This is a genomic window from Ramlibacter sp., from assembly GCF_035655895.1.
Lineage (GTDB): Bacteria > Pseudomonadota > Gammaproteobacteria > Burkholderiales > Burkholderiaceae_C > Ramlibacter.
In genome coordinates this window covers 667,102-693,965 of record NZ_DASRTN010000006.1, presented here as the reverse complement: position 1 = coordinate 693,965, position 26,864 = coordinate 667,102, and the positions used below count along the sequence as shown (strand labels likewise).

Annotated in this window: 22 protein-coding genes; 4 read left to right on the top strand and 18 right to left on the bottom strand. The window is 72.4% G+C overall.

Annotated features, from left to right (window positions below; genetic code table 11):
- Entirely contained in the window at nt 1-1,452 is a 1,452-nt protein-coding gene (locus tag VFE82_RS06375) for an HlyD family type I secretion periplasmic adaptor subunit (RefSeq protein WP_324999415.1), read from the bottom strand.
- On the bottom strand, nt 1,449-3,734 hold the full coding sequence (locus tag VFE82_RS06370; RefSeq protein ID WP_324999414.1) for a type I secretion system permease/ATPase: 2,286 nt from the start codon (nt 3,732-3,734) through the stop codon (nt 1,449-1,451). Before VFE82_RS06370 ends, VFE82_RS06375 begins: the two co-directional genes overlap by 4 nt.
- Before the next feature lie 184 nt (nt 3,735-3,918).
- Here VFE82_RS06370 and nth point away from each other — a divergent pair, with 184 nt between their 5' ends.
- Genes nth through crcB form a run of 4 tightly spaced genes read left to right on the top strand, consistent with a single transcriptional unit; the run spans nt 3,919 to nt 5,840 of the window.
- Nucleotides 3,919-4,581 (top strand): endonuclease III, encoded by a 663-nt coding sequence (gene nth, locus VFE82_RS06365; protein WP_324999412.1) that lies wholly within the window; start codon nt 3,919-3,921, stop codon nt 4,579-4,581.
- A gap of 54 nt (nt 4,582-4,635) precedes the next feature.
- Nucleotides 4,636-5,163, top strand: coding sequence for a J domain-containing protein (locus VFE82_RS06360; protein WP_324999411.1), 528 nt, complete (start codon nt 4,636-4,638; stop codon nt 5,161-5,163).
- Nucleotides 5,164-5,190: 27 nt separating this feature from the next.
- Nucleotides 5,191-5,460: a hypothetical protein gene (locus VFE82_RS06355; protein WP_324999410.1), complete on the top strand. Its 270-nt coding sequence runs from the start codon at nt 5,191-5,193 to the stop codon at nt 5,458-5,460.
- Nucleotides 5,460-5,840: a fluoride efflux transporter CrcB gene (gene crcB, locus VFE82_RS06350; protein WP_324999409.1), complete on the top strand. Its 381-nt coding sequence runs from the start codon at nt 5,460-5,462 to the stop codon at nt 5,838-5,840. The genes VFE82_RS06355 and crcB overlap by 1 nt, the downstream gene beginning before the upstream one ends.
- Here the strand turns inward: crcB and VFE82_RS06345 are convergent.
- From VFE82_RS06345 to VFE82_RS06270, 16 genes are all read right to left on the bottom strand, one after another.
- Nucleotides 5,837-7,327 carry an efflux transporter outer membrane subunit gene (locus VFE82_RS06345; protein WP_324999408.1) on the bottom strand — a complete coding sequence of 497 codons (1,491 nt, stop codon included), beginning with the start codon at nt 7,325-7,327 and terminating at the stop codon, nt 5,837-5,839. The two genes, crcB and VFE82_RS06345, sit on opposite strands and share 4 nt — an antisense overlap.
- 19 nt (nt 7,328-7,346) lie before the next feature.
- On the bottom strand, nt 7,347-10,613 hold the full coding sequence (locus VFE82_RS06340; protein ID WP_324999407.1) for an efflux RND transporter permease subunit: 3,267 nt from the start codon (nt 10,611-10,613) through the stop codon (nt 7,347-7,349).
- The gene (locus VFE82_RS06335; protein WP_324999406.1) at nt 10,610-13,744 is read right to left on the bottom strand and encodes an efflux RND transporter permease subunit; all 3,135 of its coding nucleotides are present in this window, start codon (nt 13,742-13,744) and stop codon (nt 10,610-10,612) included. The genes VFE82_RS06340 and VFE82_RS06335 overlap by 4 nt, the downstream gene beginning before the upstream one ends.
- A 13-nt stretch (nt 13,745-13,757) precedes the next feature.
- The gene (locus VFE82_RS06330; protein WP_324999405.1) at nt 13,758-15,428 is read right to left on the bottom strand and encodes an efflux RND transporter periplasmic adaptor subunit; all 1,671 of its coding nucleotides are present in this window, start codon (nt 15,426-15,428) and stop codon (nt 13,758-13,760) included.
- Between the two features lie 244 nt (nt 15,429-15,672).
- Nucleotides 15,673-17,319, bottom strand: a complete 1,647-nt coding sequence (locus VFE82_RS06325) for an alkaline phosphatase family protein (RefSeq protein ID WP_324999404.1) — start codon at nt 17,317-17,319, stop codon at nt 15,673-15,675.
- Nucleotides 17,316-17,753 (bottom strand): universal stress protein, encoded by a 438-nt coding sequence (locus tag VFE82_RS06320; RefSeq protein WP_324999403.1) that lies wholly within the window; start codon nt 17,751-17,753, stop codon nt 17,316-17,318. The genes VFE82_RS06325 and VFE82_RS06320 overlap by 4 nt, the downstream gene beginning before the upstream one ends.
- A gap of 66 nt (nt 17,754-17,819) precedes the next feature.
- Nucleotides 17,820-18,869 carry a nicotinate-nucleotide--dimethylbenzimidazole phosphoribosyltransferase gene (gene cobT, locus VFE82_RS06315; protein ID WP_324999401.1) on the bottom strand — a complete coding sequence of 350 codons (1,050 nt, stop codon included), beginning with the start codon at nt 18,867-18,869 and terminating at the stop codon, nt 17,820-17,822.
- The gene (locus VFE82_RS06310; RefSeq protein WP_324999400.1) at nt 18,866-20,308 is read right to left on the bottom strand and encodes a cobyric acid synthase; all 1,443 of its coding nucleotides are present in this window, start codon (nt 20,306-20,308) and stop codon (nt 18,866-18,868) included. The genes cobT and VFE82_RS06310 overlap by 4 nt, the downstream gene beginning before the upstream one ends.
- Nucleotides 20,305-21,270: an aminotransferase class I/II-fold pyridoxal phosphate-dependent enzyme gene (locus tag VFE82_RS06305; RefSeq protein WP_324999399.1), complete on the bottom strand. Its 966-nt coding sequence runs from the start codon at nt 21,268-21,270 to the stop codon at nt 20,305-20,307. Before VFE82_RS06305 ends, VFE82_RS06310 begins: the two co-directional genes overlap by 4 nt.
- 5 nt (nt 21,271-21,275) lie before the next feature.
- Entirely contained in the window at nt 21,276-22,232 is a 957-nt protein-coding gene (gene cbiB, locus VFE82_RS06300; RefSeq protein WP_324999398.1) for an adenosylcobinamide-phosphate synthase CbiB, read from the bottom strand.
- Nucleotides 22,233-22,239: 7 nt separating this feature from the next.
- Nucleotides 22,240-22,809: a cob(I)yrinic acid a,c-diamide adenosyltransferase gene (cobO, locus tag VFE82_RS06295; protein ID WP_324999397.1), complete on the bottom strand. Its 570-nt coding sequence runs from the start codon at nt 22,807-22,809 to the stop codon at nt 22,240-22,242.
- An 18-nt stretch (nt 22,810-22,827) separates the two neighbouring features.
- Nucleotides 22,828-23,601 (bottom strand): ABC transporter ATP-binding protein, encoded by a 774-nt coding sequence (locus VFE82_RS06290; RefSeq protein ID WP_324999396.1) that lies wholly within the window; start codon nt 23,599-23,601, stop codon nt 22,828-22,830.
- Nucleotides 23,598-24,623 (bottom strand): FecCD family ABC transporter permease, encoded by a 1,026-nt coding sequence (locus tag VFE82_RS06285; protein ID WP_414708727.1) that lies wholly within the window; start codon nt 24,621-24,623, stop codon nt 23,598-23,600. The genes VFE82_RS06290 and VFE82_RS06285 overlap by 4 nt, the downstream gene beginning before the upstream one ends.
- Nucleotides 24,620-25,486 (bottom strand): helical backbone metal receptor, encoded by an 867-nt coding sequence (locus VFE82_RS06280; RefSeq protein WP_324999395.1) that lies wholly within the window; start codon nt 25,484-25,486, stop codon nt 24,620-24,622. Before VFE82_RS06280 ends, VFE82_RS06285 begins: the two co-directional genes overlap by 4 nt.
- Entirely contained in the window at nt 25,483-26,049 is a 567-nt protein-coding gene (locus tag VFE82_RS06275; RefSeq protein ID WP_324999394.1) for a bifunctional adenosylcobinamide kinase/adenosylcobinamide-phosphate guanylyltransferase, read from the bottom strand. The genes VFE82_RS06280 and VFE82_RS06275 overlap by 4 nt, the downstream gene beginning before the upstream one ends.
- On the bottom strand, nt 26,042-26,851 hold the full coding sequence (locus tag VFE82_RS06270) for a cobalamin-binding protein (protein ID WP_324999393.1): 810 nt from the start codon (nt 26,849-26,851) through the stop codon (nt 26,042-26,044). The genes VFE82_RS06275 and VFE82_RS06270 overlap by 8 nt, the downstream gene beginning before the upstream one ends.
- Nucleotides 26,852-26,864 lie beyond the last annotated feature (13 nt).

Here is a 26,864-nt window from a genome sequence, read left to right as displayed (position 1 = left end):
TCATCGCTCCCGCAAGCTCTCGCTGCCCGCCTTCTGGATCGGCGACAGCAGATACTCGATAACCCGCCGCTGACCCGTCTTGATTTCGGCCGTCAGGTTCATTCCCGGCGCCAGCCGGATCGGCTTGCCGTCCACGTCGATGACGTTCTTGCCCAGAGAGAGCGTCACCGGGAAGATCGCCCCGCGCTTCTCGTCGTTCACTGCATCGGCCGTAACCAACGCCACTTTGGCGGGCACAGTGCCGTAGCGAATGAACAGGAAGGTCTCCAGCTTGATCTCGGCGGTCTGGCCCACTTCGACGAAGCCGATGTCCTTGTTCTCGAGCGTGACTTCGGCCGTCACTTGCGCGCCCTCGGGCACCACGATCATCAGCACCTGGGCCTCGGTGACCACTCCACCTTCGGTGTGCACGGCCAGCTGCTGCACCACGCCATCGACCGGCGCCGTCAGTGTCGTGAGCCGTTCGCGGTGGGCGGCCTTGGCCTCCTCCTGGGTGGCGCCCTGGCGCTTCAGGTCGGCCTGGGCTTCCCGGTCGTACAGCGTGCGGCGCGTTTCAGCCAGGTAGGCGGCTCGGGCGTTCTCGCTTTCACGGAGGCCAGCCAGGGTCTCGGCCAGTCTGGCGCGCTGAGTGGCTAGGTCGCGCTCCAGCTCGATGCGCTCGCGCATGCGGTCCTGACCGGCGTGCTCGGCCATGAAACCCTGGGCGGCTAACGCCTTGAAGTCTTCCTCGCGTTTGCGCGCGAGCGGCACCATGGTTTCGAGCTTGACGACCATCTCGCGCACGGTGGCCACCTCGGCGTGGCGGCGCTGCAGTTCGGCACTCAGCTTGGCGACCTTGGCGGCGATGTCGCTCCACTCGGCGGCGAGCTGGGTCTGCGCCGAATTGCGTTCGGCTTCGGACCACTGGGCGGGCAGCTGCATTGCCGGGCGCCGCTGCAAATCCCCGCCGACCGCGCCGGTCGCTGTCAGCACCTGCAGCAGGGCGCGCGAACGCAACACCTCCGACTGGCTCGCCTTGAGCTGCTCGGAGATATTGGCTCGGTCGGCACTGGCGGTGGTCGGGTCAAGTTCTACCAGCGGCTCTCCCGCCTTGACATGCTGCCCGTCCTTCACCAGCACGCGCCGCACCACGCTGCGCTCCAGCGGCTGAATGAGCTTCGTTCGCTCACTGACGACGATGCGGCCGGGTGCCACCGCCACGATGTCCACCTCACCGAAGGTGGCCCACACCAGCGCCAAAGTGAACAGAGCCATCAGCGCATAGGCCAGGCGGCGTGGCGCCGGGTGAACTGGTGTGTCGGCGAGGCTCAAAGCCGCCGGCAAGAAGGCAGCCTCGTCGGCGAGGCGTCTGGGGCCGGCCAACTCGTGCCGAACCGCCCAGGCAGCCCGGAATACTGCGCGGTACCGAGCCAGTAGCTCCACTGCCGGATGGCGCGCCGCTTCGGCCGTCATGCCGGAGCTCCTTCCGCCGGCTGGCGTCCGTCCTGCATCTTCCACAGATGCGCATAGAGGCCACCTTCCTTCTGGATCAGAGCGCCGTGCGGCCCAGCCTCGACGATGCGCCCCTTGTCCATCACGATGATCCGGTTGGCGTTGCGCACGGCCGAGAGCCGGTGCGCAATGATCAACACCGTACGCCCACGGCAGATCGCCGTCATGTTGCGCTGGATGATGGCCTCGCTCTCGTAGTCCAAAGCGCTGGTGGCTTCGTCCAGGATCAGGATGCGCGGGTTCGTGAACAGGGCGCGGGCAATGGCGATGCGCTGGCGCTGTCCGCCCGATAGGGACGATCCCTGCTCGCCCACCACGGTGTCATAGCCTTCGGGCAAGTCGCTGATGAACTCGTGCGCGCCGGCGAGTTGCGCAACGCGTACGACCGCCTCGATTGGCGCGGCCGGATCAGCAATGGCGATGTTCTCGCGCACGCTGCGGTTGAATAGCAGGTTTTCCTGCAGCACCACGCCCACTTGCCGGCGTAGCTGTGCGGCGTCCACCAGGCTGATGTCGATGCCGTCCACCAGCACGCGGCCCTGTTCCGGTGAGTACAGGCGCTGCACCAGCTTGGTGAGCGTGCTCTTGCCCGAGCCAGAGCGGCCGACGATGCCGATCACTTCACCAGGACGGATGTCCAGGCTGACACCTTGGAGCACGGGCGCCGCCTCCGGCCGGTAGCGGAACACGATGTTATCGAGCGTCACGCGCCCGCGCAGGGGCGGCAGTTGCGCGGCGCTGCTTGGTGGCACCTCGGTGCGCGTGTTCAGGATGTCACCCAGCCGCGCCATGGAAATGCCGGTCTGCTGGAAGTCAGTCCACAGTTGTGCCATCCGCATGATCGGCTGCGCCACGCGTTGGGCGAACATGTTGAACGCGACGAACTGGCCCACCGTGAGTTCGTTATTCATCACCAGGTGCGCGCCGTACCAGAGCGTCGCGGCGTTCACCAGCTTCCCGATCAGGTTGATGCCCTCGTGCGCCCATGAGGCCAGGTTCTGCGTGCGGAAACTTGCGGACACATAGGCGGCCAGCTGGTTGTCCCAGCGGCGGCCGAAGCTCGGCTCCAGCGCGCTAGCCTTGACCGTCTGGATCCCGGTCACCGTCTCGACCAACATGGCCTGGTTCTCTGCACCACGGGCGAACTTGACGTCCAGCCGCTTGCGCAGGACGGGCACAACCGCCAGCGTGAGGCCGGCGTACAGGGGCAGGCTCACCAGCACGATGAGTGTCAACGGCACGCTATAGAACAGCATGACGGCAATGAACACGATGGAGAACACCAGGTCCAGCACCACCGTCATCGCATTGCCAGTCAGGAAGCTGCGGATGTTCTCCAGCTCTCGGACGCGCGCGACGGAGTCTCCAACGCGCCGGGCCTGGAAGTAGGCCAGCGGCAGTTGCACCAGATGCCGGAAGAGCCTGGCGCCCAGCTCCACGTCGATGCGGCTCGTGGTGTGGCTGAAGACGTAGGAGCGCAGGCCATTCAGAACGCTCTCGAACAGCACGACCACGACCAGGCCGATCACCAGCACGTCCAGCGTCGTGACGCCGCGGTGGACCAGGACCTTGTCCATCACGACCTGAAAGAACAAGGGGCTGACCAGCGCGAACAACTGCAGAAAGAAGGAGATCAGCAGCACCTCGCCCAGCAGACGTCGGTACTTGACGAGGCTTGGGACGAACCAGGAGAAGTCGAACTTCGCAAGCTCACCCGCAAGGGTGGCCCGGCTGGTGGCCAGCAGGAGCTCGCCCGTCCACGTGGCGGCGAATTCCGCGAGCGGCGAGATGACCGGACGGGGTTGCGGAGCGCCGGGGTCCTGCACCAGGACGCGGGTGCCGTCGCATTGGGCAAGCACCACGTGTCGCAGTCCGCCTTCCGGGTCGCGGACCACCGCGATTGCCGGTAGCGGTGCGAACTGCAGCCGATCGCTGCTACTGCGGGAGATCTTGGCTTGCAGACCCAGGTGCCGCGCAGCGCGCACGAGTTCGTCATTCGGCAGGGCTTCGGTTCCCGACAAACCCAGGGAGTGGGCAAGCGTTGCAGGATCCGCCGACACCTGGTGCAGCCTGGCAACCATGCTGATGGCGCGAAGACTGGCGTTCCGCCGCGTCAGTGGTTGATCACCAAGCCTTTGCTCGATCGCTGGAGGTTGTTGGGCCTGCCCAGAGGAGACGGATGACGGTAGCGGACTGCTTGCGGGCTCCTCGGCGGAAGCCGCACCCAGCATGTTGTGTGACATGGTTATGGCTGAGTTGGAGAGCAGGTTCTAACAGCGGTCGGCGCCGCCTTGAATGACAACCCCTGGCAAGATTGACAGGGGGTAGCCCCGCGTCCAGCGCCAACGTCCCCAGACCGATCTGTCGTTCGAACCCACGTGCGACGGATGCAGCAGGTGTTCGCTGGCCTCGTAGACTCCACCCGCCATGCAAGACCAGGACGTCGAACCCTTCTTCGCCACCCTGAAGGCGGCCAACCCGTCGCCCGAGACCGAGCTGGAATACACCAGCGTGTTCGAGCTGCTGGCAGCGGTGCTGCTGTCGGCGCAGGCCACCGACGCCGGCGTGAACAAGGCGACGCGCCGGTTGTTCCCGGTGGCCGGCACGCCGCAGGCGATCCTCGAGCTGGGCCTGCCGCGGCTGGAGGACTACATCCGCACGGTCGGCCTGTACCGCACCAAGGCGCGCAACCTGATGGAGACCTGCCGCATCCTGGTGGAGCGGCACGGCGGCCAGGTGCCGCGCACGCGCGAGGCGCTGGAAGCCCTGCCGGGCGTGGGCCGCAAGACGGCCAACGTGGTCCTGAACGTGGCGTTCGGCGAACCCACCATGGCAGTCGACACCCACATCTTCCGCGTGAGCAACCGCACCGGGCTGGCACCGGGCAAGGACCCGCTGCAGGTCGAGATGAAGCTGCTGCAGCGGGTGCCGCCGGCCTACCTGCCGGACGCCCACCACTGGCTGATCCTGCACGGCCGCTACGTCTGCGTCGCCCGGCTGCCCCAGTGCTGGCGCTGCGCGGTGCGCGCTTACTGCGACTTCGAGCCAAAAACCACACCACCTGTCGCCGGCGGCGCCTCCCGGGCCTGACACGCTGGGCAAGAAGCGAGCCAGGTGGTATGGTCCGGCCCCATGCCGGGACCGATGAGCCTGTACGACATTCTCCAGCTGGGCCGTGACGCGTCCGGAGAGGAGGTGCGCCGGGCCTACCACCGCCTGGCGCGCGCCCACCACCCCGACCAGGGCGGCAGCAGCGAGCAGATGGCGCTGGTCAACCAGGCCTACGAGATCCTGTCCGATTCGCACCGCCGCACCCAGTACGACCTCTCGCTGCGTCCGGCCACCGCGCCGCGCCGCATCCGCCGCGGCAACCCGGTGCTGGCCGTGTTGCGCGATCCCCGCTCCTGGATGCTGCTGCTGGCCGTGTGCGCCACGGCGGCAGCCGCCGGCTGGGCAGTCGTGCGCAAGCCCTGGAGCGAGCGCACTGGCCCGGCCGCGGCCCCCTCGACGCTGCTGCCCTCGGGCGGGCTGGTCGACGATCCGCTGCACCTGGTGCCCTCGCGCCGCCTCGACTCCTGGAGCCAGCGGCCCGCCGGCTCCGCCCCCCAGGCGCCGGTGCAGGCCGGCCCCGCCAGGCCCCCGGCCCCGGGCGAGATCGCCTCGGCGCGCTGAGCGCCAGCCGGCTGCTACATTGGCCGGATGGACGACAAGGACGTGCAGGAACAACTGGCCGAGCACAGCCAGAACATCAACGCGCTGAAGGACAACCAGTTCTCGCTGGTCGCCCAGGTGCAGGTGCTGCAGGCGGCGCTGGCCAGCGCCCTGCTCCACCAGCCCGACCGTCAGGCGGTGCTCAACACCTTCGAGCAGTACATGCGGGTGGCCAAGGAATCGGCCCCCGGCATGGCCGCGCGCATGGAGGCGCTGCAGGTCGGCATCGCCTCGCTGCTGGGGAAGCACCAGGCCTGATGCTGCCGGTGGCCCTGCTCTGCGTCGGCGCGTCCTGCGGCGCCGTGGCGCGCTGGCAGCTGTCGCTCTGGTTGAACAACGGTTCGCACTGGCTGCCGGCCGGCACGCTGGGCGCCAACCTCCTGGGGGGCTGGCTGATCGGGCTGCTGGTGGCCGTGTTCCAGGCGCACCCGCAGATCGATCCGGTCTGGCGCCTGGCCCTGGTCACCGGCTTCCTCGGCGCCCTCACCACCTTCTCGACCTTCTCGATGGAAACCGTGCAGCTGCTGCAGGGCGGCCGCTTCGGCCAGGCGCTGGCGCTGGCCGCGCTGCACCTGGCCGGCTCGCTGTCGCTGACCTGGGTTGGACTGCGCTGCGGGGAGCTGCTGGTGGCGCGCTAGCGCGCCGCGGCGGCCGTGCCCGCATCCAGCCCGGGCCAGCCGCCGCCCAGCGCCTGGATCAGCGACACCGCCGCCACCTGGCGGTCGGCCTGCAGCTGCACCAGGGCCCGGCGCGCGTTCTGCGCAGTCTGCTGCGCCGTGATGACCTCGGTGAACGCCACCTGGCCGGCCTGGTACCGGTTCAGCACCTGCTGTTCCACCAGGTCGGCGGAACGGCTGGCTTCCTCGCGCAGGGCGAGCTGCTCGGCCAGGATGCGGGTGGCGGCCAGCTGGTCCTCCACCGACTGGAACGCGGCGAGCACGGCCTGTCGGTAGCGGGCCGCCGCTTGTTCGAAGGCGGCCCGGGCGCCCTCGACCTGCGCCCCCGTCGCACCGGCGTTGAACACCGTCTGCGCCGCCGACAGGCCGAGCGACCAGACCAGCGCGGAGGCGCTGAACAGGTCGCCGACCGTCGCCGCGCTGGAGCCGGCCGAGCCGGTCAGCCGCAGGCTCGGGAAGTAGGCGGCGCGCGCCACCCCGATCTCCTCGTTGGCCTGCGCGACCCGGCGCTCGGCGGCCGCGATGTCGGGGCGCCGCTGCAGCAGCGTCGACGGCAGCGCCGCCGGGACAGCGGGCACCTGCAGGCGCCAGGTCGGTTCGGCCTTCAGGCTGAAGCTGGCCGGCGCCTGACCCACCAGCACCGCGATCGCGTGTTCGAGCTGGGCGCGCTGCTGCTCCAGCCCGAGCAGGTCGGCGCGGGCATTGGCCAGCTGGGTCTGGGCCTGCAGCAGGTCGGTGCGCGCCGCGATGCCGGCGGTGTAGCGGTTGTTGGTGATGGTGACGTTGCGCTCGTAGCCGGTCACGGTGCGCGCCAGCAGGTCGCGCTGCAGGTCCAGGCTGCGCAGGTTGAAGTAGTTCACCGCCAGCTCGCCCTGCGCTGACAGGCGCGCCGACGCCAGATCGGCGAAGCTGGCCTGCTCGCTGGCGCGGGCGCCCGCGAGGGCGCCCGAGAGGCGGCCCCAGACGTCCGGCTCCCAGCTGCCGCCGATGTTGAACTGGAAGGTGTTGCGCTCGCTGCCGCCGGCCGAGACCACCGTGCCGGTGGTGCTGTTGACCGTGGTGCCGCCGCCGCCCCCGCCACGGCTGCCGCTGCGGTTGCCGCTGCCGTTCAGGGTGACCGTGGGGAATAGCGCGGCGCGCTGCTGCGCGACCAGCGCACGGGCCTGGGCATAGGCGGCCACCGAGGCGGCGACGTTCTGGTTGGACACCTCCACCCGCACCGCCAGGTCGTTCAGCACGGGGTCGTCGAAGGCCTGCCACCACGGCCCGCGCTCGGCGGCGTCGGCCGGAGTGGCCCGCACCCATTCCCCCTGCCCTTCCTTGAAGGCCACCGGCGTCTCGATGGCGGGCGGGGCGTCGTAGCGCGGCGCGAGGGCGCAGCCGCCGAGGGCGAGCGCCAGGGCCAGGCACAGCAGGCGGAGGGCAGGCTTGTTCTCTCGTGTGGTCATCTCTTGCACGGTGGGGTGGTCACGCGGGCTCGGGCTGCTGCACGCGGCTGAACTCGGCCTCGTGCGGGCTGCGCCGGCGCAGCTTGTCCAGCAGCAGGTAGACCACCGGCGTCGTCAGCAGCGTGAGCACCTGGCTGGCGATCAGGCCGCCGATGATGGTGATGCCCAGCGGCCGGCGCAGCTCGGCGCCTTCGCCGAAGCCGATCGCGAGTGGCAGCGCGCCGAGGGCGGCCGCCAGCGTGGTCATCAGGATCGGGCGGAAGCGCAGCAGGCAGGCCTCGCGCACGGCTTCCACCGGCGACAACCCGCGCGAGCGCTCGGCATCCAGCGCGAAGTCGATGATCAGGATGGCGTTCTTCTTCACGATCCCGATCAGCAGGAACACGCCGATCAGGGCCATGATGGAAAAGTCGAGCTTGAAGATCAGCAGGGCCAGCACGGCGCCGACGCCGGCCGAGGGCAGCGTCGACAGCACGGTGATGGGGTGCACCAGGCTCTCGTACAGGATGCCCAGCACGATGTAGATCACCACCAGGGCCGCCAGGATCAGCAGCGGCTGCTGGCCCTGCGATTCCTGGGCGGCGCGTGCCGTGCCCTGGAAGCTGCCGCGCACGTTGGCCGGCAGCGCGATCTCGGCTTCGGCGGCCCGCACCGCCGCCTGGCCGTCGGCCAGCGTGCGCCCCTCGGCCAGGTTGTACGAGATCGTGGTGGCCAGCTCGGCGTCCTGGTGGCTGACCGAGGCCGCCGCCGGCCGCTCGGAGAACCGCGCCAGGGCCGCCAGTGGCACCATGGTCTGCACCGTGCTGCTCAGCGCCTGCCCGCTGGAGGCGTCGCGCAGCGCCGGGTTGACCGAGGTGGACGCCGTCGCCGTGCCGGTGGCCGTGCTGCCGGTCGCCGACGCGGTGCCGGTGGCGGCCGTCGTCGCGCCCGGCACCGCCGCCGCCGCTGCATTGCGGGCCGGCACGTAGATGTCGCGCAGCGACTCGGGGCTGCGGGCGAAGCTGGGCGCCACGCCCAGGATCACCTTGTACTGGTTCAGCTCGCCGTAGATGGTCGACACCTGTCGCTGGCCGAAGGCGTTGTACAGCGCGTTGTCGATGTCGCGCGCCGACACGCCCAGGCGGGCGGCGGTGTCGCGGTCGACTTCGACATAGCTCTCGACGCCGTTCTCCTGCTGGTCGGTGTCGACGTCGACCAGCGCTTCCTGGTGCTTCATCGCCTCGGCCAGCCGCAGCGCCCAGCGCTTGAGGTCGGCCACGTTGTCGCTCTTGAGCGTGTACTGGTAGGTCGAGTTGCTCGAGCGCGCGCCCATGCGCAGGTCCTGCACCGGGCTGAGAAACAGCGTGATGCCGGCGATGCGCGCCAGCTGCGGCCGCAGGCGCGCAATGACGGCCTGGCCGCGCTCGCCCGGCGGCCGCTCGGAGGCCGGCTTCAGGTTCACGAACACGAAGCCGCCGCCGGCCCGGCCGCCGCCGGTGAAGCCCACCACCGTGTCGACCGCCGGATCGGCCCGGATGATGTTCACCAGCTCACGCAGCTTCTCCTGCATGGCCTGGAACGAGATGCTCTGGTCGGCCCGCAGGCCGCCGTTGATCTGGCCGGTGTCCTGCTGCGGGAAGAAGCCCTTGGGGATCTTCACCAGCAGCCAGGCGTTGATGCCCACCACCGCCACCAGGATCAGCAGGACCAGCCAGCGGGCCTGCAGCGCCCAGTCGAGGCTGAGCGCATAGGCCCGGTGCACGAACGAGAACGCCCCCTCCAGCGCGCGGCCCACGCGGCCGGCGGGCCGGCGCAGCGTGCCCGGCCGCAGCAGCCAGGCGCACAGCATCGGCGTGGTGGTCAGCGAGATGACCAGCGAGATCATCACGGCGGCCGACAGCGTGACGGCGAACTCGCGGAACAGCCGGCCGACCTGGCCGCCCATGAACAGCAGCGGGATGAACACGGCCACCAGCGACACGCTGATCGACAGCACGGTGAAGCCGACCTCGCGTGCGCCCAGCAGCGCGGCACGGAAGCGGTCCATGCCCTGCTCCATGTGGCGCGCGGTGTTCTCCAGCACCACGATCGCGTCGTCGACCACGAAGCCGGTGGCCACCGTCAGCGCCATCAGCGACAGGTTGTTCAGCGAGAAGCCGAGCAGGTACATCACCGCGAAGGTGCCCAGCAGCGACACCACGGTCGCGATCGCCGGGATGACCGTCGCCCGCACGCTGCGCAGGAAGCCGCTCACGACGACCACGACCAGCAGCACGGCGATGACCAGCGTCAGCTCGACCTCGTGCAGCGCCGAGCGGATCGAGGTGGTGCGGTCCGAAGCCACCGCCACCCTGACGTCGCTGGGCAGCTGCGCCTGCAGCTCGGGCAGCAGCGCCCGCACGCCGTCGACCGTGGTGATGACGTTGGCGCCGGGCTGCAGGGTCACCAGCACGATCACCGCCGGCTCGCCGTTGAACAGGCCCAGCGTGTAGATGTTCTCCACGCCATCAGTGACCTGGCCGACGTCGCCCAGTCGCACGGCCGCGCCGTTGCGCCAGGCGACCACCAGCCCGCGGTAGTCGGCCGCCGTGCGGCCGCCGCCGGCGCTGTTGCGCGTGTAGATCTGCAGCCGCCGGCCCTCGACCTGGACCTCGCCCTTGGGCCGGTTGGCACTGCTGGCCTGGATGGCGGCACGCACGTCCTCGGTGGAGATGCCCCACTGGTTGAGCGCATGCGGCGACAGCTCCACGCGCACGGCCGGCTGCGAACCGCCGCCGATCTCGACGTCGCCGACGCCCTGCACCTGGGCGATCTTCTGCTGGACGACGTTGGACACCTCGTCGTAGATCTGCCCCGGGCTGCGGGTCGGCGAGGTCAGCGCCAGGATGATGACCGGCGCCGCCGAGGGGTTGGCCTTGCGGTAGGTCGGGTTGCTGCGCAGCGTCGCCGGCAGGTCGGCGCGCGAGGCGTTGATCGCGGCCTGCACCTCGCGCGCCGCGGCGTCGATGTTGCGGTTCAGGTCGAACTGCAGGCTGATGCGCGTCGAGCCGGTGCCGCTGCTCGAGGTCATCTCGTTGACGCCGGCGATCGTGCCCAGTCGCCGCTCCAGCGGCGTGGCCACGCTGCTGGCCATGGTGTCCGGGCTGGCACCGGGCAGGCTGGCGCTGACGCTGATGACGGGATAGTCGACCTGTGGCAGCGGCGCGACCGGCAGCACGAAGAACGCCGCGATGCCGGCCAGCGCGATCCACAGCGTCAGCAGCACCGTGGCGACAGGCCGCCGCACGAAGGGTGCCGAGAGGTTCATGCGCCCTCCCCGGCCGCTACCGGCGCCGGCGAGCGCCAGCGCTGGCCGAGCCGGTCGAACGCCAGGTAGATCACCGGCGTGGTGAACAGGGTGAGGACCTGGCTGACGATCAGGCCGCCGAAGATGGCCAGGCCGAGCGGGCGGCGCAATTCGGCGCCCTCGCCCCAGCCCAGCATCAGCGGCACGGCCGCGAACAGCGCCGCCAGGGTGGTCATCAGGATCGGCCGGAAGCGCAGCAGCGCCGCCTGGTGGATCGCCTCGCGCGGCGACCGGCCCTGCTCGCGCTGCGCGTCGAGCGCGAAGTCGATCATCATGATCGCGTTCTTCTTGACGATGCCGATCAGCAGGATGATGCCGATGATCCCGATCACGCCCAGGTCGTTGCCGGTGAGCATGAGCATCAGCAGCGCGCCGACCCCGGCCGAGGGCAGCGTCGACAGGATCGTGACGGGATGCACGTAGCTCTCGTACAGCACGCCCAGCACGATGTACACGCACACCACCGCCGCCAGGATCAGCCACAGCTGGTTGGTCAGCGAGGCCTCGTAGGCGCCCGAGGCGCCCAGGAAGGTGAGCGTCACGCCGCCCGGCAGGCCGATCTCCCGGGCCGCCGCACGGATCGCATCCACCGCACGGCCCAGCGAGACGTCCTGCGCGGTGTCGAAGCCGATGGTGGTGGCCGGGTACTGCGCCACGTGCGTGATCTGCAGCGGCGCGCGCTGCTCGACCAGCCGCGCGACGGCCGACAACGGCACCGGCTGGCCCGAGCCGCTGCGTAGCAGCACGTTGCCCAGCGCCTGCGGGCTGGGCTGGGCGTCGGGCCGCGCCTCCAGGATGACGCGGTACTGGTTGGTCTCGGTGAAGATGGTCGAGACGATGCGCTGGCCGAAGGCGTTGTAGAGCGCATCGTCGATCGTGGCGGCCGAGATGTTCAGCCGCGCGGCGCTGTCGCGGTCGATGTCCACCAGCATGGCCGCGCCGGTCACGCCGGCATCGGAGACCACGTTGCGCACCTGCGGCACCGCCTGCAGCTTCTGCGTGAGGCGGTCGGCCCAGGTGGTGACCGTCGCCGTGTCGGCCGCTTCCAGCGAGAAGCGGTACTGGGTGGGCCCGGATTCGGCGTCGATGGTCAGGTCCTGCACCGGCTGCACCCGCACGGTGGTGCCGGGCACCTGCTCGCCCACCCGGCGCAACCGGTCGATCACCGGCTGCAGGTCGCCGCGCGAGCTGCGCAGGTTCACCAGCAGGCGACCCTGGTTCAGCATGGTGTTGTTGGCGGCGTCCACCCCCACCACGCTGCTCAGCGTCGCGACCGCGGGATCCTGCAGGATGGCCTGCGCCACCTGCTGCTGCAGCTGCGCCATCCGCTGGAACGACACCGACTGCGCCGCCTCCACCCGCACCTGCAGCTGGCCGGTGTTCTGGGTCGGGAACAGCCCCTTGGGGATCCACAGGTACAGCAGCACCGTGAGCGCGAGGGTCAGCAGCGCCACCACCAGCGTCGCCCCCTGGCGGGCCAGCACCCAGACCAGCGCCCGGTCGTAGTGGCCGACCAGGCGGTCGAAGCCGCGCCCGAAGCGCGCGCCCCAGCCCGCGCCGGCCTTCTCGCCGCCCGGGTGCGCGCGCAGCCAGCGCGCCGACATCATCGGCACCAGCGTGAGCGACACCACGGCCGAGATCAGGATGGTGATGGCCAGCGTGACCGCGAACTCGCGGAACAGCCGGCCGACCACGTCGCCCATGAACAGCAGCGGGATCAGCACGGCCACCAGCGAGACCGTCAGCGAGATGATCGTGAAGCCGATCTCGCCGGCGCCGCGCAGCGCAGCCTGCATCGGCGGCTCGCCCTCCTCGATGTGGCGCGAGATGTTCTCGATCATGACGATGGCGTCGTCGACCACGAAGCCGGTGGCGATGGTCAGCGCCATCAGCGAGAGGTTGTTCAGGCTGTAGCCCAGCAGCAGCATCACACCGCAGGTGCCGATCAGCGAGACCGGCACGGCCAGGCTGGCGATGATGGTGGCCCGCGGGCTGTGCAGGAAGGCGAAGATCACCAGCACGACCAGCACCACCGCCAGCACCAGCTCCAGCTGCACGTGGTGCACCGACGCCCGGATGCCGCTGGTGCGGTCCGACAGCACCTGCAGCTGCAGCCCCGCCGGCAGGCTGGCGGTCAGTTCCGGCAGGCGCTGCTTGATCCCGTCGACGGTGGCGATGACGTTGGCGCCGGGCTGGCGCTGCACGTCCAGCACGATGGCCTGCGTGAGGCGGCCGCCGTCCTGGCCCGCCTCGGCCCCGCCGACGCCCGCCCAGGCGCCCAGCCGCACGTTCTCGGCGCTGCTGACCACCTGGGCCACGTCGGACAGGCGCACCGGCGCGCTGTTGCGGTAGGCGATCACGAGGTTGGCGTAGTCCTCGGTGCGCAGCAGCTGGTCGTTCGCATTGATGCTCCACATGCGCGTGGGCCCGTCGATGCTGCCCTTGGCGGCGTTGGCGTTGGCGGCCGTGATCGCCGTGCGGATGCTGTCCAGCCCGAGGCCGAACGAGGCCAGCGCGCGGGTGTCGGCCTGGATCCGCACGGCCGGCCGCTGGCCCCCCGACAGCGTGACCAGGCCCACGCCGGACACCTGGCTGATCTTGAGCGCCAGCCGGGTGTTGACGATGTTCTGCACCTCCGTCAGCGGCAGCGTGTCGGAGGTGATCGCCAGCGTGAGCACCGGCGCGTCGGCCGGATTCACCTTGGCATAGACAGGCGGCGCCGGCAGGTCGGCCGGCAGCAGCGAGGCGCCGGCATTGATCGCCGCCTGCACCTGCTGCTCGGCCACGTCCAGCGCGAGCCCGAGGCCGAACTGCAGCGTGACGATCGACACGCCGGCAGCGCTAGTGGAGCTCATGCGCGAGAGGCCCGGCATCTGGCCGAACTGCCGCTCCATCGGCGCGGTGACGGTCTGCGCCATCACCTCCGGGCTGGCGCCCGGGTAGAGCGTCTGCACCTGGATGGTCGGGTAGTCGACCTGCGGCAGGGCCGACAGCGGCAGCAGCCGCAGGCCCACCAGGCCAGCCAGCACGATGGCCAGCATCAGCAGCGAGGTGGCGACCGGCCGCAGGATGAAGGGACGGGACGGGCTCATCGCGCGCGCGGCCCTACTGCCCGCCGCCGGCCAGGCCGACCTCGCGGCGCCGCTGCTGCATCTGCTGCCAGCGGGCCAGCGCCTCGGGCTCGCGGCGGTCCAGGGCTTCCAGGAACTGCCTGCGGCGCGCGACCTGGTCGGCGTCGCCCTGCACGGCCTGCAGCAGGCGTTCGCGCTGCTCGGGTGTCGGGCCCGCGACGGCGGGGGGCGGCGGTGCCGCGCGCGGCGGGGCAACCGTGCCCGCCGTGCCCGCCGTACCCGCCGTGCCCGCCTGCGCCCGCGCCTCGCCGCTGGCGGCGGCCGTGCCGTCGGGCAACGTCCGGCGGGCCGCCGGTGCGCTGCCGGGGCCGGCCTGCGCCGGGCTTTCGGGTCCGGCGCCGGCCCCGGAGGCACCGCCGCGGGGTGCCGAGGCACCCGGCCGGCGCGCCCCGGCGGCTCCGGGGGCCTCGCCGGGCAGGGTGACGCGCGCACCGTCGCGCAGCCGGTCGGCGCCTTCGGTGATGACGCGCTCGCCCGGCTGCAGCCCCTTGACGATCTGCACCCGGTCGGCAGTCGACTGGCCGCGCTGCACCGGCCGGACGGACACGGTGCGGTCGGCGTTGAGCACGAACACCTGGTCGCCGTTGGGGCCGTTGCGCACCGCGGCGATCGGCACCACCGTCGCGCCTTCCAGGGTGCGCAGCTGCAGCTGCACGTTGACGAACTGGCTGGGGAACAGCGTGCCCTTCGCGTTGGCGAAGCGGGCCTTGGCCTTGACGGTGCCCGTCTGGGGATCGACCTGGTTGTCCAGCGACGAGAACGCGCCGGTGTCCAGCACCTGGGTGCGGGTGCGGTCGAGCGCCTTGGTGGGCATCGGCGCCGCCCCGCCCTGCTGCACGGCACCCACCTGGTCCTGCGGCACCGCGAACTGCACGTCGATGGGCGACAGCTGCGTGATGACCGCGACGCCGTTGGTGTCGCTGGTGCTCACCATGTTGCCCACGTCCACCGTGCGCAGGCCCACCCGGCCGGCGATCGGCGCCACGATCCGCGTGTACGACAGGTTCAGGCGCGCGGTGCCTTCGTTGGCCTGGTCGACGACGACCGCTGCCTCCAGCTGCTTGACCAGCGCGGCCTGCGTGTCGACTTCCTGGCGCGCGATGGAATCCTGCTGCAGCAGCGTCTGGTAGCGCTTGAGCGTGACGCGCGCGGCATCCAGCTGCGCCTCGTCGCGCAGGCGCTGGCCGGTGGCCTGCTGCAGCGCCATCTCGAACGGACGCGGATCGATGGTCGCCAGCAGGTCCCCCTTGCGGACCATCTGGCCTTCCTGGTAGCGCACCTCCTGCAGCACGCCGGCGACCTGCGGACGGACACGGACGGTGGCCAGCGGCACGACCGTGCCGAGCGCCTCCAGCGTCACGCTGACGTCGCTGCGCTCGGCCACCGCCACGCCGACCGTCGTGGGCGGCCCGCCGCGCGCCGCACCCGGCCCGCCCGGTCCGCCGCCACCACCGCCCGGACCGCCCGCGCCCGCCATCGCGGCGCCGGCCGGCCTGGCATCGGTGCGGGTGTAGTGCCACGCCGCCCAGCCGAGCACGCCGACCAGCAGCAGTGCGACCAGTGATCCGATCCACACCCCGCGGCGGCCGAGGCGTTGCGTGGGCGTCTGGGGGGCGGCGGAACGGGTGGGGTCGGCAGGCGGCATGTGGGTCGGCATTCTTGTCCTTGTTCGGGCGCCCGCGGCGCACGCCGGGCGCGCCTGCCGAGCTTAGCAAGGCGCCCCCGGCGGGGGCATCAGTGCGGCGCGCCAGGACCTGTAGGCGCTTTGCCCTGACCGCGCGGCGCGGCGGTCAGCGCCCGAGGCGAAGCATGCACGGTTGGCATGTCGCCCCGGTCGCCGCCATGTTGCTGCTTCGCAAAGATGCCCGCCCTGGGCGGGCTGCGCCCGTTCAGGGCAGCGGGAGCGGGCGGCCTTCCGCGGCCGGCGGCGGCGGCAGGCCGAGCCAGCCGGCCACCGTCGGCGCGATGTCGACCACCTCCACCCGGCTGTCCACCTGCCCCGGCCGGACCCAGCGCGGGCCATACAGCAGGATCGGCACCTGGGTGTCGTAGGGGTACGGCGAGCCATGCGTCGCGACCGAGGTCGACGAGCCGACCATCCAGTACGGCTTGAGCACGTACTGCACGTCGCCTGACACCTTGGGGTGCCAGGTCTTGCGCACCTGCCGGAAGAACGGTGCGTCCGGCAGGCTGCCGGCCTCCAGTTCGCGGCGGGTGTAGGCCGCCGCGATCGCCGGCTCGCGCAGGAGGGCACGGCGTGCCACCTCGGCCACGCGGTCGAGGTCGAGCCCGCGCTCGGCCAGCCGGCGGCGGTCGACCACCAGCGCCGAGCCCGGGCTGCCCTGCACCAGCGGCGCGACGCCGAACGCCTGCTCGAGCTCGGCATTGACGCGGCCGACCACCTGCGCGATCGGCAGCCGGCCGGCGTCCAGGCCTTGCGCGCGGCTGGTCTCGGGCGCCGGCATGAAGCCATGGTCGGCGGTGAGCACCGCGAGGTACCGGTCGCGCCCGACCAGGGCATCCAGGTCCTGGAAGAACGACTGCAGCAGCCGGTCGAGCTGCAGCAGGTGGTCGTGCGACAGGCGCGACTCGGCGCTGTACGCATGGTTCACGTAGTCGTGGCCCGACAGGCTCACCACCAGGATGTCGGGCACGTCGTCCTGGCCCAGCTGCTCGCCGCGGATCGCGGCGCGGGCGAACTCCAGCGAGAGCTGGTCGGCGAACGGGCTGCGCAGCAGCGCTCCGTAGTACGCCGGTCCGGGCGCCTCGTCGGCTGCCACGCCCATCATCATCGGCAGCTTGCCGCCGCGCGGCCCGAACCAGGGCTGGCTGTCGGGCAGCGAGCGGGCATAGGCGGCCTCGGGTAGCAGCGGCTTCCATTCCTGCTTGAACCAGCGGTCGGCCGGCCGGCCTGCATTGAACGCCTCCACCCACTGGGGATGCTGCTGCATGTAGTAGGTACTGGACGCGAACCGGCCGCTCGACGCCATGTACATGTAGGCAGTGCCCCGGTGCCCCGCCGGCAGGATGGCGCCGCGGTCCTTGCCGGAGATGCCGATCACCTTGGCGCGCGCGTCGGACTGCCGCAGCACGTCGCCGACCGTGTCGATCTGCAGGTTGCGCGGGCTGGTGCCATCGAGCCGGTTGGTCGCATGGCCGATGTAGCGGTGGGCGGTGTCGCCGGTGTTGTAGACCTCGGCGCCCGTGGCCAGGTCGCGCCACTCATTGGCGATGATGCCGGTGCGGTGCGGCGCCGCGCCGGTGAGCACGGTGGCATGGCCGGCCGCGGTGACGGTGAAGGCGTGGCCGTAGTGCGCCTGCGAGTACCAGGCACCACGGTCCAGGAACCGCGCGAAGCCGTCGGGCGCGAGCTGCTCGCGGTAGGCGGTGACCTGCCGCTGGGGCAGGCCGTCCACCACCAGCAGCACCAGCAGCCGGGGCTTGTCCGCCGCCGGGGCGGGCGCGACCGCGGCGCAGGCTGCCAGCAGCAGCGGCAGCAGCAGCGCGCCCAGGCGCGCCGGCACCCCCACCCTCATGGCGTGATGACGCACAGCACGCTGCAGGGCGAGTGCTCGATCAGGGCGCCGGAGATCGAGCCGCGCCACCAGCGCGCGGCCCAGCTGTCGAGGTGCTTGTGGCCGACGACGATCAGGTTGGCGCCGACCTTGCGGGCGCACTTGGTGATCTCGTCGACGGCCTCGCCGGTCACGACCTCGCCATGGGCGGCATAGCCGGCCTGCTCGAGCCGCCGCAGGCCATCGCGCAGGATCGACTGGTACTTGGCGCGCTCGCGCTCCTCGAGCTCGACGTCGTAGACGCCGCCCTCCAGGCCCACAAAGCTCATCGCGGACGGCATCACGGCGATCAGGAACAGTTCGGACTGGCTCCACTGGGCCAGCTCCTGGCAGTCCAGCAGCGCCTTCTGGCCGGCATCGCTGCCGTCGTAGGCCAACAGGATTCGCTTGTACATGCGCTTCTCGCAGGTGGATGGGACGCCGCAGAGCATAGCCCGGCGGGGCGTGGCCACACTCCGGATTCACCCGGCCTGCGAGACCCCCGCCGAGGCGAAGCTGGCCATCTCGCGCAGCAGCGCGCAGGCGGACACCAGCAGCGGCCAGGCCAGTGCCGCGCCCGAGCCCTCGCCCAGGCGCATCCCGAGGTCCAGCAGCGCGCGCGCCGGCGTGGCGGCATCGGGCCCGAGATGCCGCAGCAGCAGGCCATGGCCGCATTCCCCGGACCGGTGCGAGAACACGCAGCGCTGCAGCACGCGCGGTGCGAGGAGCCGGGCGACCAGCACCGCCGCGCCGGTGATGAACCCATCCACGACAACCACCCGCCGCTGCGCCGCGGCCTCCAGCACCGCGCCCACCATCGCGGCGATCTCGAAGCCACCGAACGCGGCCAGCGCTTGCATCGGCGCGTGCGCGTCGGGGTGCCGCTGCAGCACTTGCCGCAGCACCGCGAGCTTGCGCGCGACGCCGGCGGTGTCGAGCCCGGTGCCGGCACCGACGCAGTCCGCGATGTCGCTGCCCGTCAGGCGCGCCAGCAACAGCGACGCCGCCGAGGTGTTGCCGATGCCCATCTCCCCGAGCAGGAGCGCATTGCCCGGCAGCGAGCGGACCACGGCGCGGCCCATCTCGACGGCCTGCAGGCATTGCGCGGACGTCATGGCCGGGCCGTCCAGCGCATCGGCCGTGCCCGGCGCGATCTTGCGCTGCTGCAACCCGGGGCGGGGCGCGAAGTCGTGCCGCACGCCGCAATCGACCACGGTGAGCGCCAGCCCGTGCTGGCGCGCCAGCACGCTCACCGCCGCGCCCCCGGCCAGGAAGTTCTCGACCATCTGCCAGGTCACGTCGCTCGGATAGGCCGAGACGCCCCGCGCGGCCAGCCCGTGGTCGCCGGCGAACACCACGAGTTGCGGTTGCTCGAGGTGCGGCTCGGCCGTGCCGAGCACCAGGCCGATCTGCACGGCCAGCGGCTCCAGCCGGCCGAGCGAGCCCAGCGGCTTGGTCTTGTGGTCCAGCAGATGCTGCAGGCGTGCGGCCAGCACGGGATCTTGGAGGTCTGGCAGGTCGGGAGGGGTCATCGGATGAGAGCCGGCAGCACGCCGGGCGCGAAATGGCGGTCGACGAAGTCGGCGAGGCCGTCGAACACGGCCTCGAGGTCGGGCGCGGCGGCGCCGAACAGGGCGCGCAGCGCAGCGGGGTCCTCGAACAGGCCGTGCAGGTACACGCCCAGCACGTTGCCGGCCGCGTTGCGCCAGCCCAGGCCGCCGTCCATGGCGACGGGGCCGGCTGGCATGGCGGGGTGCTGGGCGGTGCGCCCGTGGTGGATCTCGTAGCCGCGCACCCGCACGCCCGAGAGCGCCGCCCAGGGGCCGGCGAGCTCGCTGAAGGCGGCCTCGGTGCGGCGCACGGTCTTGTCCTGCTCGAACACCGTCACCAGCGGCAGCAGACCCAGCCCCGGCGCGTTGCCGTCGATGCCGTGCGGATCCACCAGGGCTTCGCCCAGCATCTGCAGGCCGCCGCACAGGCCGAGCACAGCGCCCCCGCGTTGCGCATGCGCCGCCACCGCGCGGTCCAGCCCCTGCGCCCGCAGCCAGGCCAGATCGCCGCTGGTGTGCTTGGAGCCGGGCAGGACCACCCAGTCGGCGCCGTCCAGTTCCTGCGGCGTGCGCGCCCAGCGCAGCCGCACGCCGGGCGTGCGCGCGAGCGGCTGGAATTCGTCGAGGTTGCTGATGCGCGGATAGGCCACGACAGCGATCGTCCTGCCGCCCTCCACACCCGGCCCGCCGGTCGTCGGGGCGCCGTACCAGCCGTCCTCCTCCGGCAATCCGTGCCCGCGCCACATCGGCAGCGTCGCCACCGTCGGCACGCCCGTCAGGCCTTCCAGCTGTTGCGGCCCGGGCGCCAGCAGGGCGGCATCGCCGCGGAAACGGTTCAGGACGAAGCCGTCGAGGAGCGCCCGCTCCTGTGGCGCCAGCAAGGCCCAGGTGCCGTACAGGTGGGCGAACGCGCCCCCCCGGTCGATGTCGGTCACCAGCAGGCAGCGTGCGGCGGCGTGCAGCGCGACGCGCATGTTCACCACGTCGGCGTCGCGCAGGTTGATCTCGGCCGGCGAACCGGCACCCTCGATCACGACCACGTCGTTCTCGGCGCGCAGTTCGTCGAGCGCGGCCGCCAGGCGCGGCCAGACCGCGGCACTGCGGCCGCGCCAGCCCTGGCGCGAGAGCGCCTCGTCCACCCGGCCGAACAGCACGACCTGGCTGTGGGTGTCGCGCTCGGGCTTGAGCAGCAGCGGGTTCATGCGCACGTCGGGCTCGGCGCGGGCCGCCAGCGCCTGGAAGTACTGCGCGCTGCCGATCTCGCCGCCGGCCACGACGCGCGCGTTGTTGCTCATGTTCTGGGCCTTGTACGGCGCGACCTTCAGGCCCTGCCGCGCATACCAGCGGCACAGCGCGGTGGCCAGCCAGCTCTTGCCCGCGCCGCTGGTGGTCCCCAGCACCATCACGCAGCGCGCGGTCATGCCACCGCCTCCCAGGCGCGGCGCAGCGCCTGCTGCGCGTCGGGCGGCCGCACGCCGAGGCGCACGTGGCCCGGCAGGCCGAACGACGCGCAGTCGCGCAGCTGCACCCCATGCGCCCGCAGCTGCCCATGCTGCGCCGCCGAGACGGTGGCGCGCGCCACGAAGAAATTGGCGTCGCCCGGCAGCACGGTCCAGCCGAACGACTCGCACAGGGCGACCTGCTCACGCTTCCAGGCGCGCAGCGTGGCCAGGCTGGCGGCCAGCCACTCCTGCGTGGCGGGCTCGCACCAGTCGGCCAGCATGGCCACGCCGTGGGCGCCCAGCAGCCACGAGGGCGCCAGCGCCTCCAGCGCCGCCGCCAGCGCCTGCGCGCCGGCCGGGGCCACGGCATAGGCGCCCCGCACGCCGGTCAGGCCGAGGGCCTTGTTCGGGCTCCACAGCTGCCACCAGCCGTCCGGCGCGGCGCGCGCGGCGCCCGCCAGGCGCAGCGGCTCGTAGGCGCGGTCGAGCACCACCGGGCCCTGGTGGGCGGCGAGCGCGTCCCAGCGCGCTTCACGGCCGCCGCAGGGGCTGGACGGCTCGCAGGCCCACGCGAGGCCAGGCGCCGTGCCGGCTTCGGCTGCCAGTGCCCAGGCGTGCGCGGCCGCCGCATAGTCGCCGTAGCCATGCGGCGGCAGGGCCACCACGCCGAGCCCGGCCCGGGCCGCCCAGCCCGTGCAGCGGAAGATGAACTCGCTGGCGCTGGCGGCCATCACGATGCGCTCGGGCGTCACCCCATGGCGCCGGGCCAGCGCCTCGCGCAGCGCCGAGTGGCTGCCATCGGGATAACGGCCGGCATCGGCCGCCTGCACCGCCGCCAGGGTGCGCGGGCACGGTCCGCAGGCATTCGCGTTGGTGGAGAAATCGTGGGCCACGGCGCCGCGCGCGTCGGGCCCGCCATGCACGCGGGTCGCATGGCTCATGCGGCTCATGCGCCCTGCCCCAGCCAGGCAGCCCCCAGCAGCAGCGCGGCCGAGGCCCCGAGCAGCGCGCCGACGCTCGCGCCGGCCAGCCGCAGCGCGCGGCGCGTGTCCTGCGCCTCGGGCCCGGACGCCTCGCCGTTGAGGGCGTACACGCCCGGCTTGCGCAGGCGCACGCCCAGCGCCAGGGCCATCGCGGCCATCGGCCAGCCGCCGTTGGGCGACGGCGTGCAGCGGGCCTGCAGGCGCAGCTCGCGCAGCGGCAGGCCGCCGGCGAGCAGGCCGAGCAGCAGCGCCGTGAGGCGGGCCGGCAGCCAGGACAGCACGTCGTCGGTGCGCGCGGCCCACTTGCCGGCCCAGGTCCAGTCCAGGCCGGCGCGCAGGCCGCGGTAGCCCCACATCGCGTCGGCCGTGTTCGCGAACCGGTACAGCATGGCGCCGGGCAGTCCGGCCACCAGGAACCAGAAGACGGGTGCCACCACCGAGTCGTTCAGGTTCTCCGCCAGCGACTCGATCGCGCTCTCGCGCACCAGGGACTCGTCCAGCCGCATCACCTCGCGGCTGACCAGGCGGCCGAGCCGCCGGCGGCCGGCGTCGAGCGACTCGGCCAGGGCGTCCTCGACCCCCGCGACCTCGTCGCGCAGCATGCGCCAGGCCAGCATCGTCTTGAGCACGGCACCGGCGAGCAGCGCACCCAGCCAGGGACCCAGCGCGTCGGCTGCGAGCTGCAGGCCGAGCGCCGCGGCGAGCACCAGCAGCGCACCGCCCCACCAGGCGAAGGCGCCGGCGCAGAAGAGGCGCCGTTCGCCCCCCTGCTGCAGCCCGCGTGGCGCGACCCGGTGGCCGATCCAGCCGAGGTAGCGGCCCATCCAGGCCACCGGATGCCAGCGGCTGGGCGGCTCGCCGAACGCGCGGTCGAGCGCAAGGGCGAACACCAGGGCCACGGCGGCGCTCCAGGCAGGCATGCGGCGGTCAGTCCTCGATGCCGCGCTGCGCCGGCACGCCGGCGTTGAAGGCGTGCTTGACCTTGACCATCTCGGTCACGGTGTCGGCCAGCGCCACCAGCTCCGGCGGGCAGCGGCGGCCGGTCAGCACCACGTGCACCTCGCGCGGGCGTTCCCGCAAGGTCTGCAGCACGTCGTCCAGCGGCAGCCAACCGTAGATCAGCGGGTAGGTGATCTCGTCCAGCACCACCAGGAAGAAGGCGCCGCCCAGGATGGCCGCGCGGGCGCGCTGCCACCCGTCCCGGGCCAGTTGCGCGGACCGCTCCAGGTCCTGGCTTTTCCAGGAAAAGCCGTCGCCGAGCCCCTCGATCGGGATGCCGATCTGCTCGAACATGCGGTGCTCGCCGAACCGGGCGGTCGGCACCTTCATGAACTGGAAGATCTTCACGGCCTTGCCCCGGCCGTGGGCGCGCAGGGCCAGGCCGAACGCCGCGGTGCTCTTGCCCTTGCCGTCGCCGGTGTTCACCAGCACCAGGCCGCGGCGCTCGCCGTCGGGCTTCTCGTAGGGCTTGGCGGCGGGCGGGGTTTCGATCTGCATGCGGCGTTCCTCGGGAATTCAGGGGTCGATCGACTCGGGCAGCGCCACCCAGCGGCCGGCCAGCGGATGCACGCGGATGCGGCGCCCGAACACGGCAGCGAGCGCCTCGTGGGTGGCGGGCTCGCCGCAGGCGCCGTGGTGCACCACGCGGCCCCGGTCCATCACCACCAGGTCGTCGGCCTGCAGCGCCATCGTGAGCTCGTGCAGGACGCTCACCGCCGTGCCGCCGCCGGCCACGTGCCGCCGCACGATCGCCATCCAGTCGGCCTGGTGCGGCGGGTCGAGGTTGGCCAGCGGCTCGTCCATCAGCAGCAACGGCGCGCCGACGACGAGGGCCCGCGCGAGCAGCACGCGCTGCCGTTCCCCGCCCGAGAGCTCGCCCAGCGGGCGCTCGCGCCAGTCCCAGCACTGGGTCTCGCGCATGGCGGCCTCGGCCCGCGCCAGGTCGTCGGCGGTGGCGCCGCCCAGCCACGGCTGGTGCGGCAATCGGCCCAGCAGCACGACGTCGCGGGCCCGCAGGTCCTCGGCGCCGGTCTCGTTCTGTCCCAGCCACGCCAGGGCCCTGGCGCGCTCGCGGTGCTTCCACTGCGCGGCCGGTCGGCCCAGCAGGTGCAGCCCGCCCTCGGCCGGCACCAGGTGGGCCAGGGCCTTCAGCAGCGTGGTCTTGCCGGCGCCATTGGGGCCGGCGATCGCGGTCCAGCGGCCGGTCGCGATGCGCAGGTCGATGCCCTGCAGCACCGGCCGGGGGCCCAGCCGTACCTGCAGGCCGATGGCCTCCAGCGCCGGCGTCACAGCGGCCTCCGGTGCATCAGCCACAGCAGGTAGCCGCCCCCCAGCAACGCCGTGAGCACGCCCACGGGCAGCTCCTGCGGGGCCAGCAGCCAGCGCGCCAGCACGTCGGCGGCCAGCAGCAGCACGCCGCCGGCCAGGGCGGCCAGGGGCAGCAGCCAGCGGTGGGTGGGCCTGACCGCGGCGCGCACCAGGTGCGGCGCGACCAGGCCGATGAAGCCGATCAGGCCGACCTGCGCCACCGCCGCACCGGTGGCCAGCGCCATCACCGCGACCAGCCCCACCCGCACGCCGCCCAGCGGAATGCCCAGGCTGCGCGCCGTGGCCTCGCCGAGCGCCAGCGCATCCAGCGCCGGGCTGAGGGCGATGGCCGCGACCAGCCCCAGCACGAACAGCGCCGCCAGCAGGCCGGCCCCGCTCCAGCCGAGGAAGCCGGTGGTGCCGAGCAGGAAGGCCTGCATGGACCGCATGATGTCCGGCACCCAGAACATGACCAGCGCCGACAGTGCCCCGAACACCATGCCCACGATCACGCCGGCCAGCAGCAGCCGCAAGGTCTGCTGCACGCCGCGCGCCAGGGCCAGCGTGAGCAGCACCGCGGCCACGGCACCCGCGAACCCGGCGCCGGTGAGGCCGAGCCGCGCGGCCCACCCGGCCGCAGCGGCGGGCGAGACGCCGATCAGCACCAGCAGCAGGGCCACGCCGAAGGCGGCGCCGGTGGCGCTGCCCAGCAGGTAGGGGTCGGCCAGCGGGTTGCGGAACAGGCCCTGTGCCACCGCCCCGGCCAGGCCGAGCAGCGCCCCGGCCAGCCAGGCCCCGACCGAGCGCGGCAGGCGGATGTCCCAGAGGATGGTGGCGGCGCCGGCCCCGCCCTGCCACAGGGGCTCCCAGCCCAGCGACCCGACCGCGGTGCCCAGCATCACCAGGCCCAGCGACGCCAGCACCAGCAGCCCCGCCAGCCCCGCCGGCGAGCGCCGCGCCGCCGGCACAGCGGCGGACGGCAGCGGCAGCGCGCTGCCGCTCACCGGGGGCGTCCCTTCAGCTCGCCGCGCAGGCAATGCACCATCAGCTGGGCCGCCTCGGCCATGCGCGGCCCGGGCCGCACCAGCACGTCGCCTTGCTGCGCCGTGAACATGCAGACGCGGCCGTCCCGCAGCGCGCGGATGCCGGCCCAGCCGGGACGGTCGCGCATCGCCTGCGCATGGCGGTCCGACACCATGATCACCTGCGGGTCGGCGCGGACCACGAATTCCGGATTGAGCTTGGGGAACGGACCGAGCCGGCCCGGCACGACGTTGGCGGCGCCGACCCGGGCGAGCAGCTCGCCGATGAACGACACCTCGCTGGCCGCGTACGGGGCGCTGTTCACCTCGAAGTACACCGTGGTGCCGCGCAGGGCGGGCGGCAGCTCGCGCGCCGCAGCATCGACGCCCGCCTCGATGCCGGCCATCACGCGTGCGGCCTCGCCGCTGCCCAGCAGCTGTCCGACCTTGCCCATCACGCGCCGGACGTCCGCCAGGGTGCGTGGCTCGAGCGCTGCCACCCGCACGCCCAGGCCTTCCAGTCGTCCGAGCGCCCGCGAGGACGTCGACAGCAGCACCAGGTCGGGCTGCAGGGCCACGATGCGCTCGATGCTGGCGTCTTCCAGCCCGCCGACATGGGGCAGCGGCTGCACCGCGGCCGGCCAGTTCGAGTAGTTGTCCACGCCGACCAGCCGCTCGCAGGCGCCGAGCGCGCACACGGTCTCGGTCAGCGAGGGCAGCAGGCTGACGATGCGCCGCGGGGGCTGGGGCAGGGTCACCAGCGCGCCGCGGTCGTCGTGGATCTCGACCGCGGCCTGGGCACCGCCCAGCGCCAGCAGGAGCGCCAGCAGCCAGGCCTTCTTCATGCGGATTCCTTCAGTGTCAGCGGCAGCCCCGCCGACATCAGCGTGACCCGCTCGCAGGCAGCGGCGGCCTGCTGGTTCAGGGTGCCGAGCGCATCGACGAAGTGCCTGGCATCGCGCCCCATCGGCACCACGCCGAGCCCGATCTCGTTGCTGATCAGCACCAGTGGGCCGGCGCACGCCGCCACCGCGCGCGCCAGCGAGGCCGGCTCGGGTGCCCGCCCCTGGACGGGCACCGCGGGCATGAGCAGCGCGGTCAGCCAGAGGGTGAGGCAGTCGACCACCACCAGCGTGCCGGGCCGGCTGTTCTGGCCGATGGCCTGCGCCAGCGCGAGCGGCTCCTCCACGGTGCGCATGCGCGGCACGCGTTCGGCGCGATCGCGCCGGTGGCGGTCGATGCGCGCGCGCATCTCCTCGTCCCAGGCCTGGGCGGTGGCGATGTAGACCGCCTCGTGCGAGGCCGAGGCTGCCAGCCACGCGGCGGCGAGCGACTCGGCGCGGGCGGTCTTGCCGCTCTTCTGCCCTCCCAGAATGAGCTCGCTGCGGGCGACGGTCAGTTCACGCATGGGCCTGGCTCCATCGGCGCACGATGGCGTGCAGCTGCTCGACGCCGTCGGTCAGGGCCGCCGGGCCGGGCTGCAGGATGTCGGCCGACTTGATCTCGAACAGCTGGCCGTCGCGCACCGCGTTCACCGCCGCCCAGCCCGGGCGCGCGGCCACGCGCTCGGGCCGGAACTTCTTGCCGCACCAGGACCCGATGACGATGTCCGGATTGCGCCGGACGATCTCGGCGGGGTCGGCCACGATGCGGTCCTTGCCCAGCGGCTGGCGCGCCAGCTCCGGGAAGCAGTCGTCGCCGCCGGCAATCCCCACCAGCTCGCTGACCCAGCGGATGGCGCTGATGGGCGGCTCGTCCCACTCCTCGAAGTACACGCGTGGGCGCCGCGGCAGCGCCCGGCCCGCGGACTCGATGGCGAGCAGCCGGTCGCGCATGGACTCCAGCAAGGCCAGGCCGCGGCCGGCCTGGCCGACGATGGCGGCGACCTGGTGGAGCATCGCCAGGATCTCCTCGACGCTGCGCTGGTTGAACACCGTCACCTGCACGCCGCGCCGAACCAGTTCGGCGGCGATGTCGGCCTGCAGGTCGGAGAAGCCGAACACGCAGTCCGGCGCGAGCGCCAGGATGCGGTCGATCTTCGCGGTGAGGAAGGCGCTGACCCGCGGCTTCTCCTCGCGCGCGCGGCGTGGCCGCACCGTGTAGCCTGAAATGCCGACGATGCGGTCCTGCTCGCCCAGCAGGTACAGCCACTCCGTGGTCTCCTCGGTGAGGCAGACGATGCGGGACGGGCCGGAACGGATCTGGAGCATGGGCGAGCCGTGC

Excerpts from the sequence above, each read along its gene's own strand:
- VFE82_RS06335 (WP_324999406.1), bottom strand. The coding sequence starts at position 13,744 with ATGAGCCCGTCCCGTCCCTTCATCCTGCGGCCGGTCGCCACCTCGCTG.
- VFE82_RS06375 (WP_324999415.1), bottom strand. The coding sequence starts at position 1,452 with ATGACGGCCGAAGCGGCGCGCCATCCGGCAGTGGAGCTACTGGCTCGG.
- VFE82_RS06340 (WP_324999407.1), bottom strand. The coding sequence starts at position 10,613 with ATGAACCTCTCGGCACCCTTCGTGCGGCGGCCTGTCGCCACGGTGCTG.
- VFE82_RS06305 (WP_324999399.1), bottom strand. The coding sequence starts at position 21,270 with ATGAGCCATGCGACCCGCGTGCATGGCGGGCCCGACGCGCGCGGCGCC.
- VFE82_RS06325 (WP_324999404.1), bottom strand. The coding sequence starts at position 17,319 with ATGAGGGTGGGGGTGCCGGCGCGCCTGGGCGCGCTGCTGCTGCCGCTG.
- VFE82_RS06310 (WP_324999400.1), bottom strand. The coding sequence starts at position 20,308 with ATGACCGCGCGCTGCGTGATGGTGCTGGGGACCACCAGCGGCGCGGGC.
- VFE82_RS06280 (WP_324999395.1), bottom strand. The coding sequence starts at position 25,486 with ATGAAGAAGGCCTGGCTGCTGGCGCTCCTGCTGGCGCTGGGCGGTGCC.
- VFE82_RS06345 (WP_324999408.1), bottom strand. The coding sequence starts at position 7,327 with ATGACCACACGAGAGAACAAGCCTGCCCTCCGCCTGCTGTGCCTGGCC.
- nth (WP_324999412.1), top strand. The coding sequence starts at position 3,919 with ATGCAAGACCAGGACGTCGAACCCTTCTTCGCCACCCTGAAGGCGGCC.
- crcB (WP_324999409.1), top strand. The coding sequence starts at position 5,460 with ATGCTGCCGGTGGCCCTGCTCTGCGTCGGCGCGTCCTGCGGCGCCGTG.
- VFE82_RS06370 (WP_324999414.1), bottom strand. The coding sequence starts at position 3,734 with ATGTCACACAACATGCTGGGTGCGGCTTCCGCCGAGGAGCCCGCAAGC.
- VFE82_RS06360 (WP_324999411.1), top strand. The coding sequence starts at position 4,636 with ATGAGCCTGTACGACATTCTCCAGCTGGGCCGTGACGCGTCCGGAGAG.
- cobT (WP_324999401.1), bottom strand. The coding sequence starts at position 18,869 with ATGACCCCTCCCGACCTGCCAGACCTCCAAGATCCCGTGCTGGCCGCA.
- cobO (WP_324999397.1), bottom strand. The coding sequence starts at position 22,809 with ATGCAGATCGAAACCCCGCCCGCCGCCAAGCCCTACGAGAAGCCCGAC.
- VFE82_RS06270 (WP_324999393.1), bottom strand. The coding sequence starts at position 26,851 with ATGCTCCAGATCCGTTCCGGCCCGTCCCGCATCGTCTGCCTCACCGAG.
- VFE82_RS06330 (WP_324999405.1), bottom strand. The coding sequence starts at position 15,428 with ATGCCGCCTGCCGACCCCACCCGTTCCGCCGCCCCCCAGACGCCCACG.
- cbiB (WP_324999398.1), bottom strand. The coding sequence starts at position 22,232 with ATGCCTGCCTGGAGCGCCGCCGTGGCCCTGGTGTTCGCCCTTGCGCTC.
- VFE82_RS06320 (WP_324999403.1), bottom strand. The coding sequence starts at position 17,753 with ATGTACAAGCGAATCCTGTTGGCCTACGACGGCAGCGATGCCGGCCAG.
- VFE82_RS06275 (WP_324999394.1), bottom strand. The coding sequence starts at position 26,049 with ATGCGTGAACTGACCGTCGCCCGCAGCGAGCTCATTCTGGGAGGGCAG.
- VFE82_RS06355 (WP_324999410.1), top strand. The coding sequence starts at position 5,191 with ATGGACGACAAGGACGTGCAGGAACAACTGGCCGAGCACAGCCAGAAC.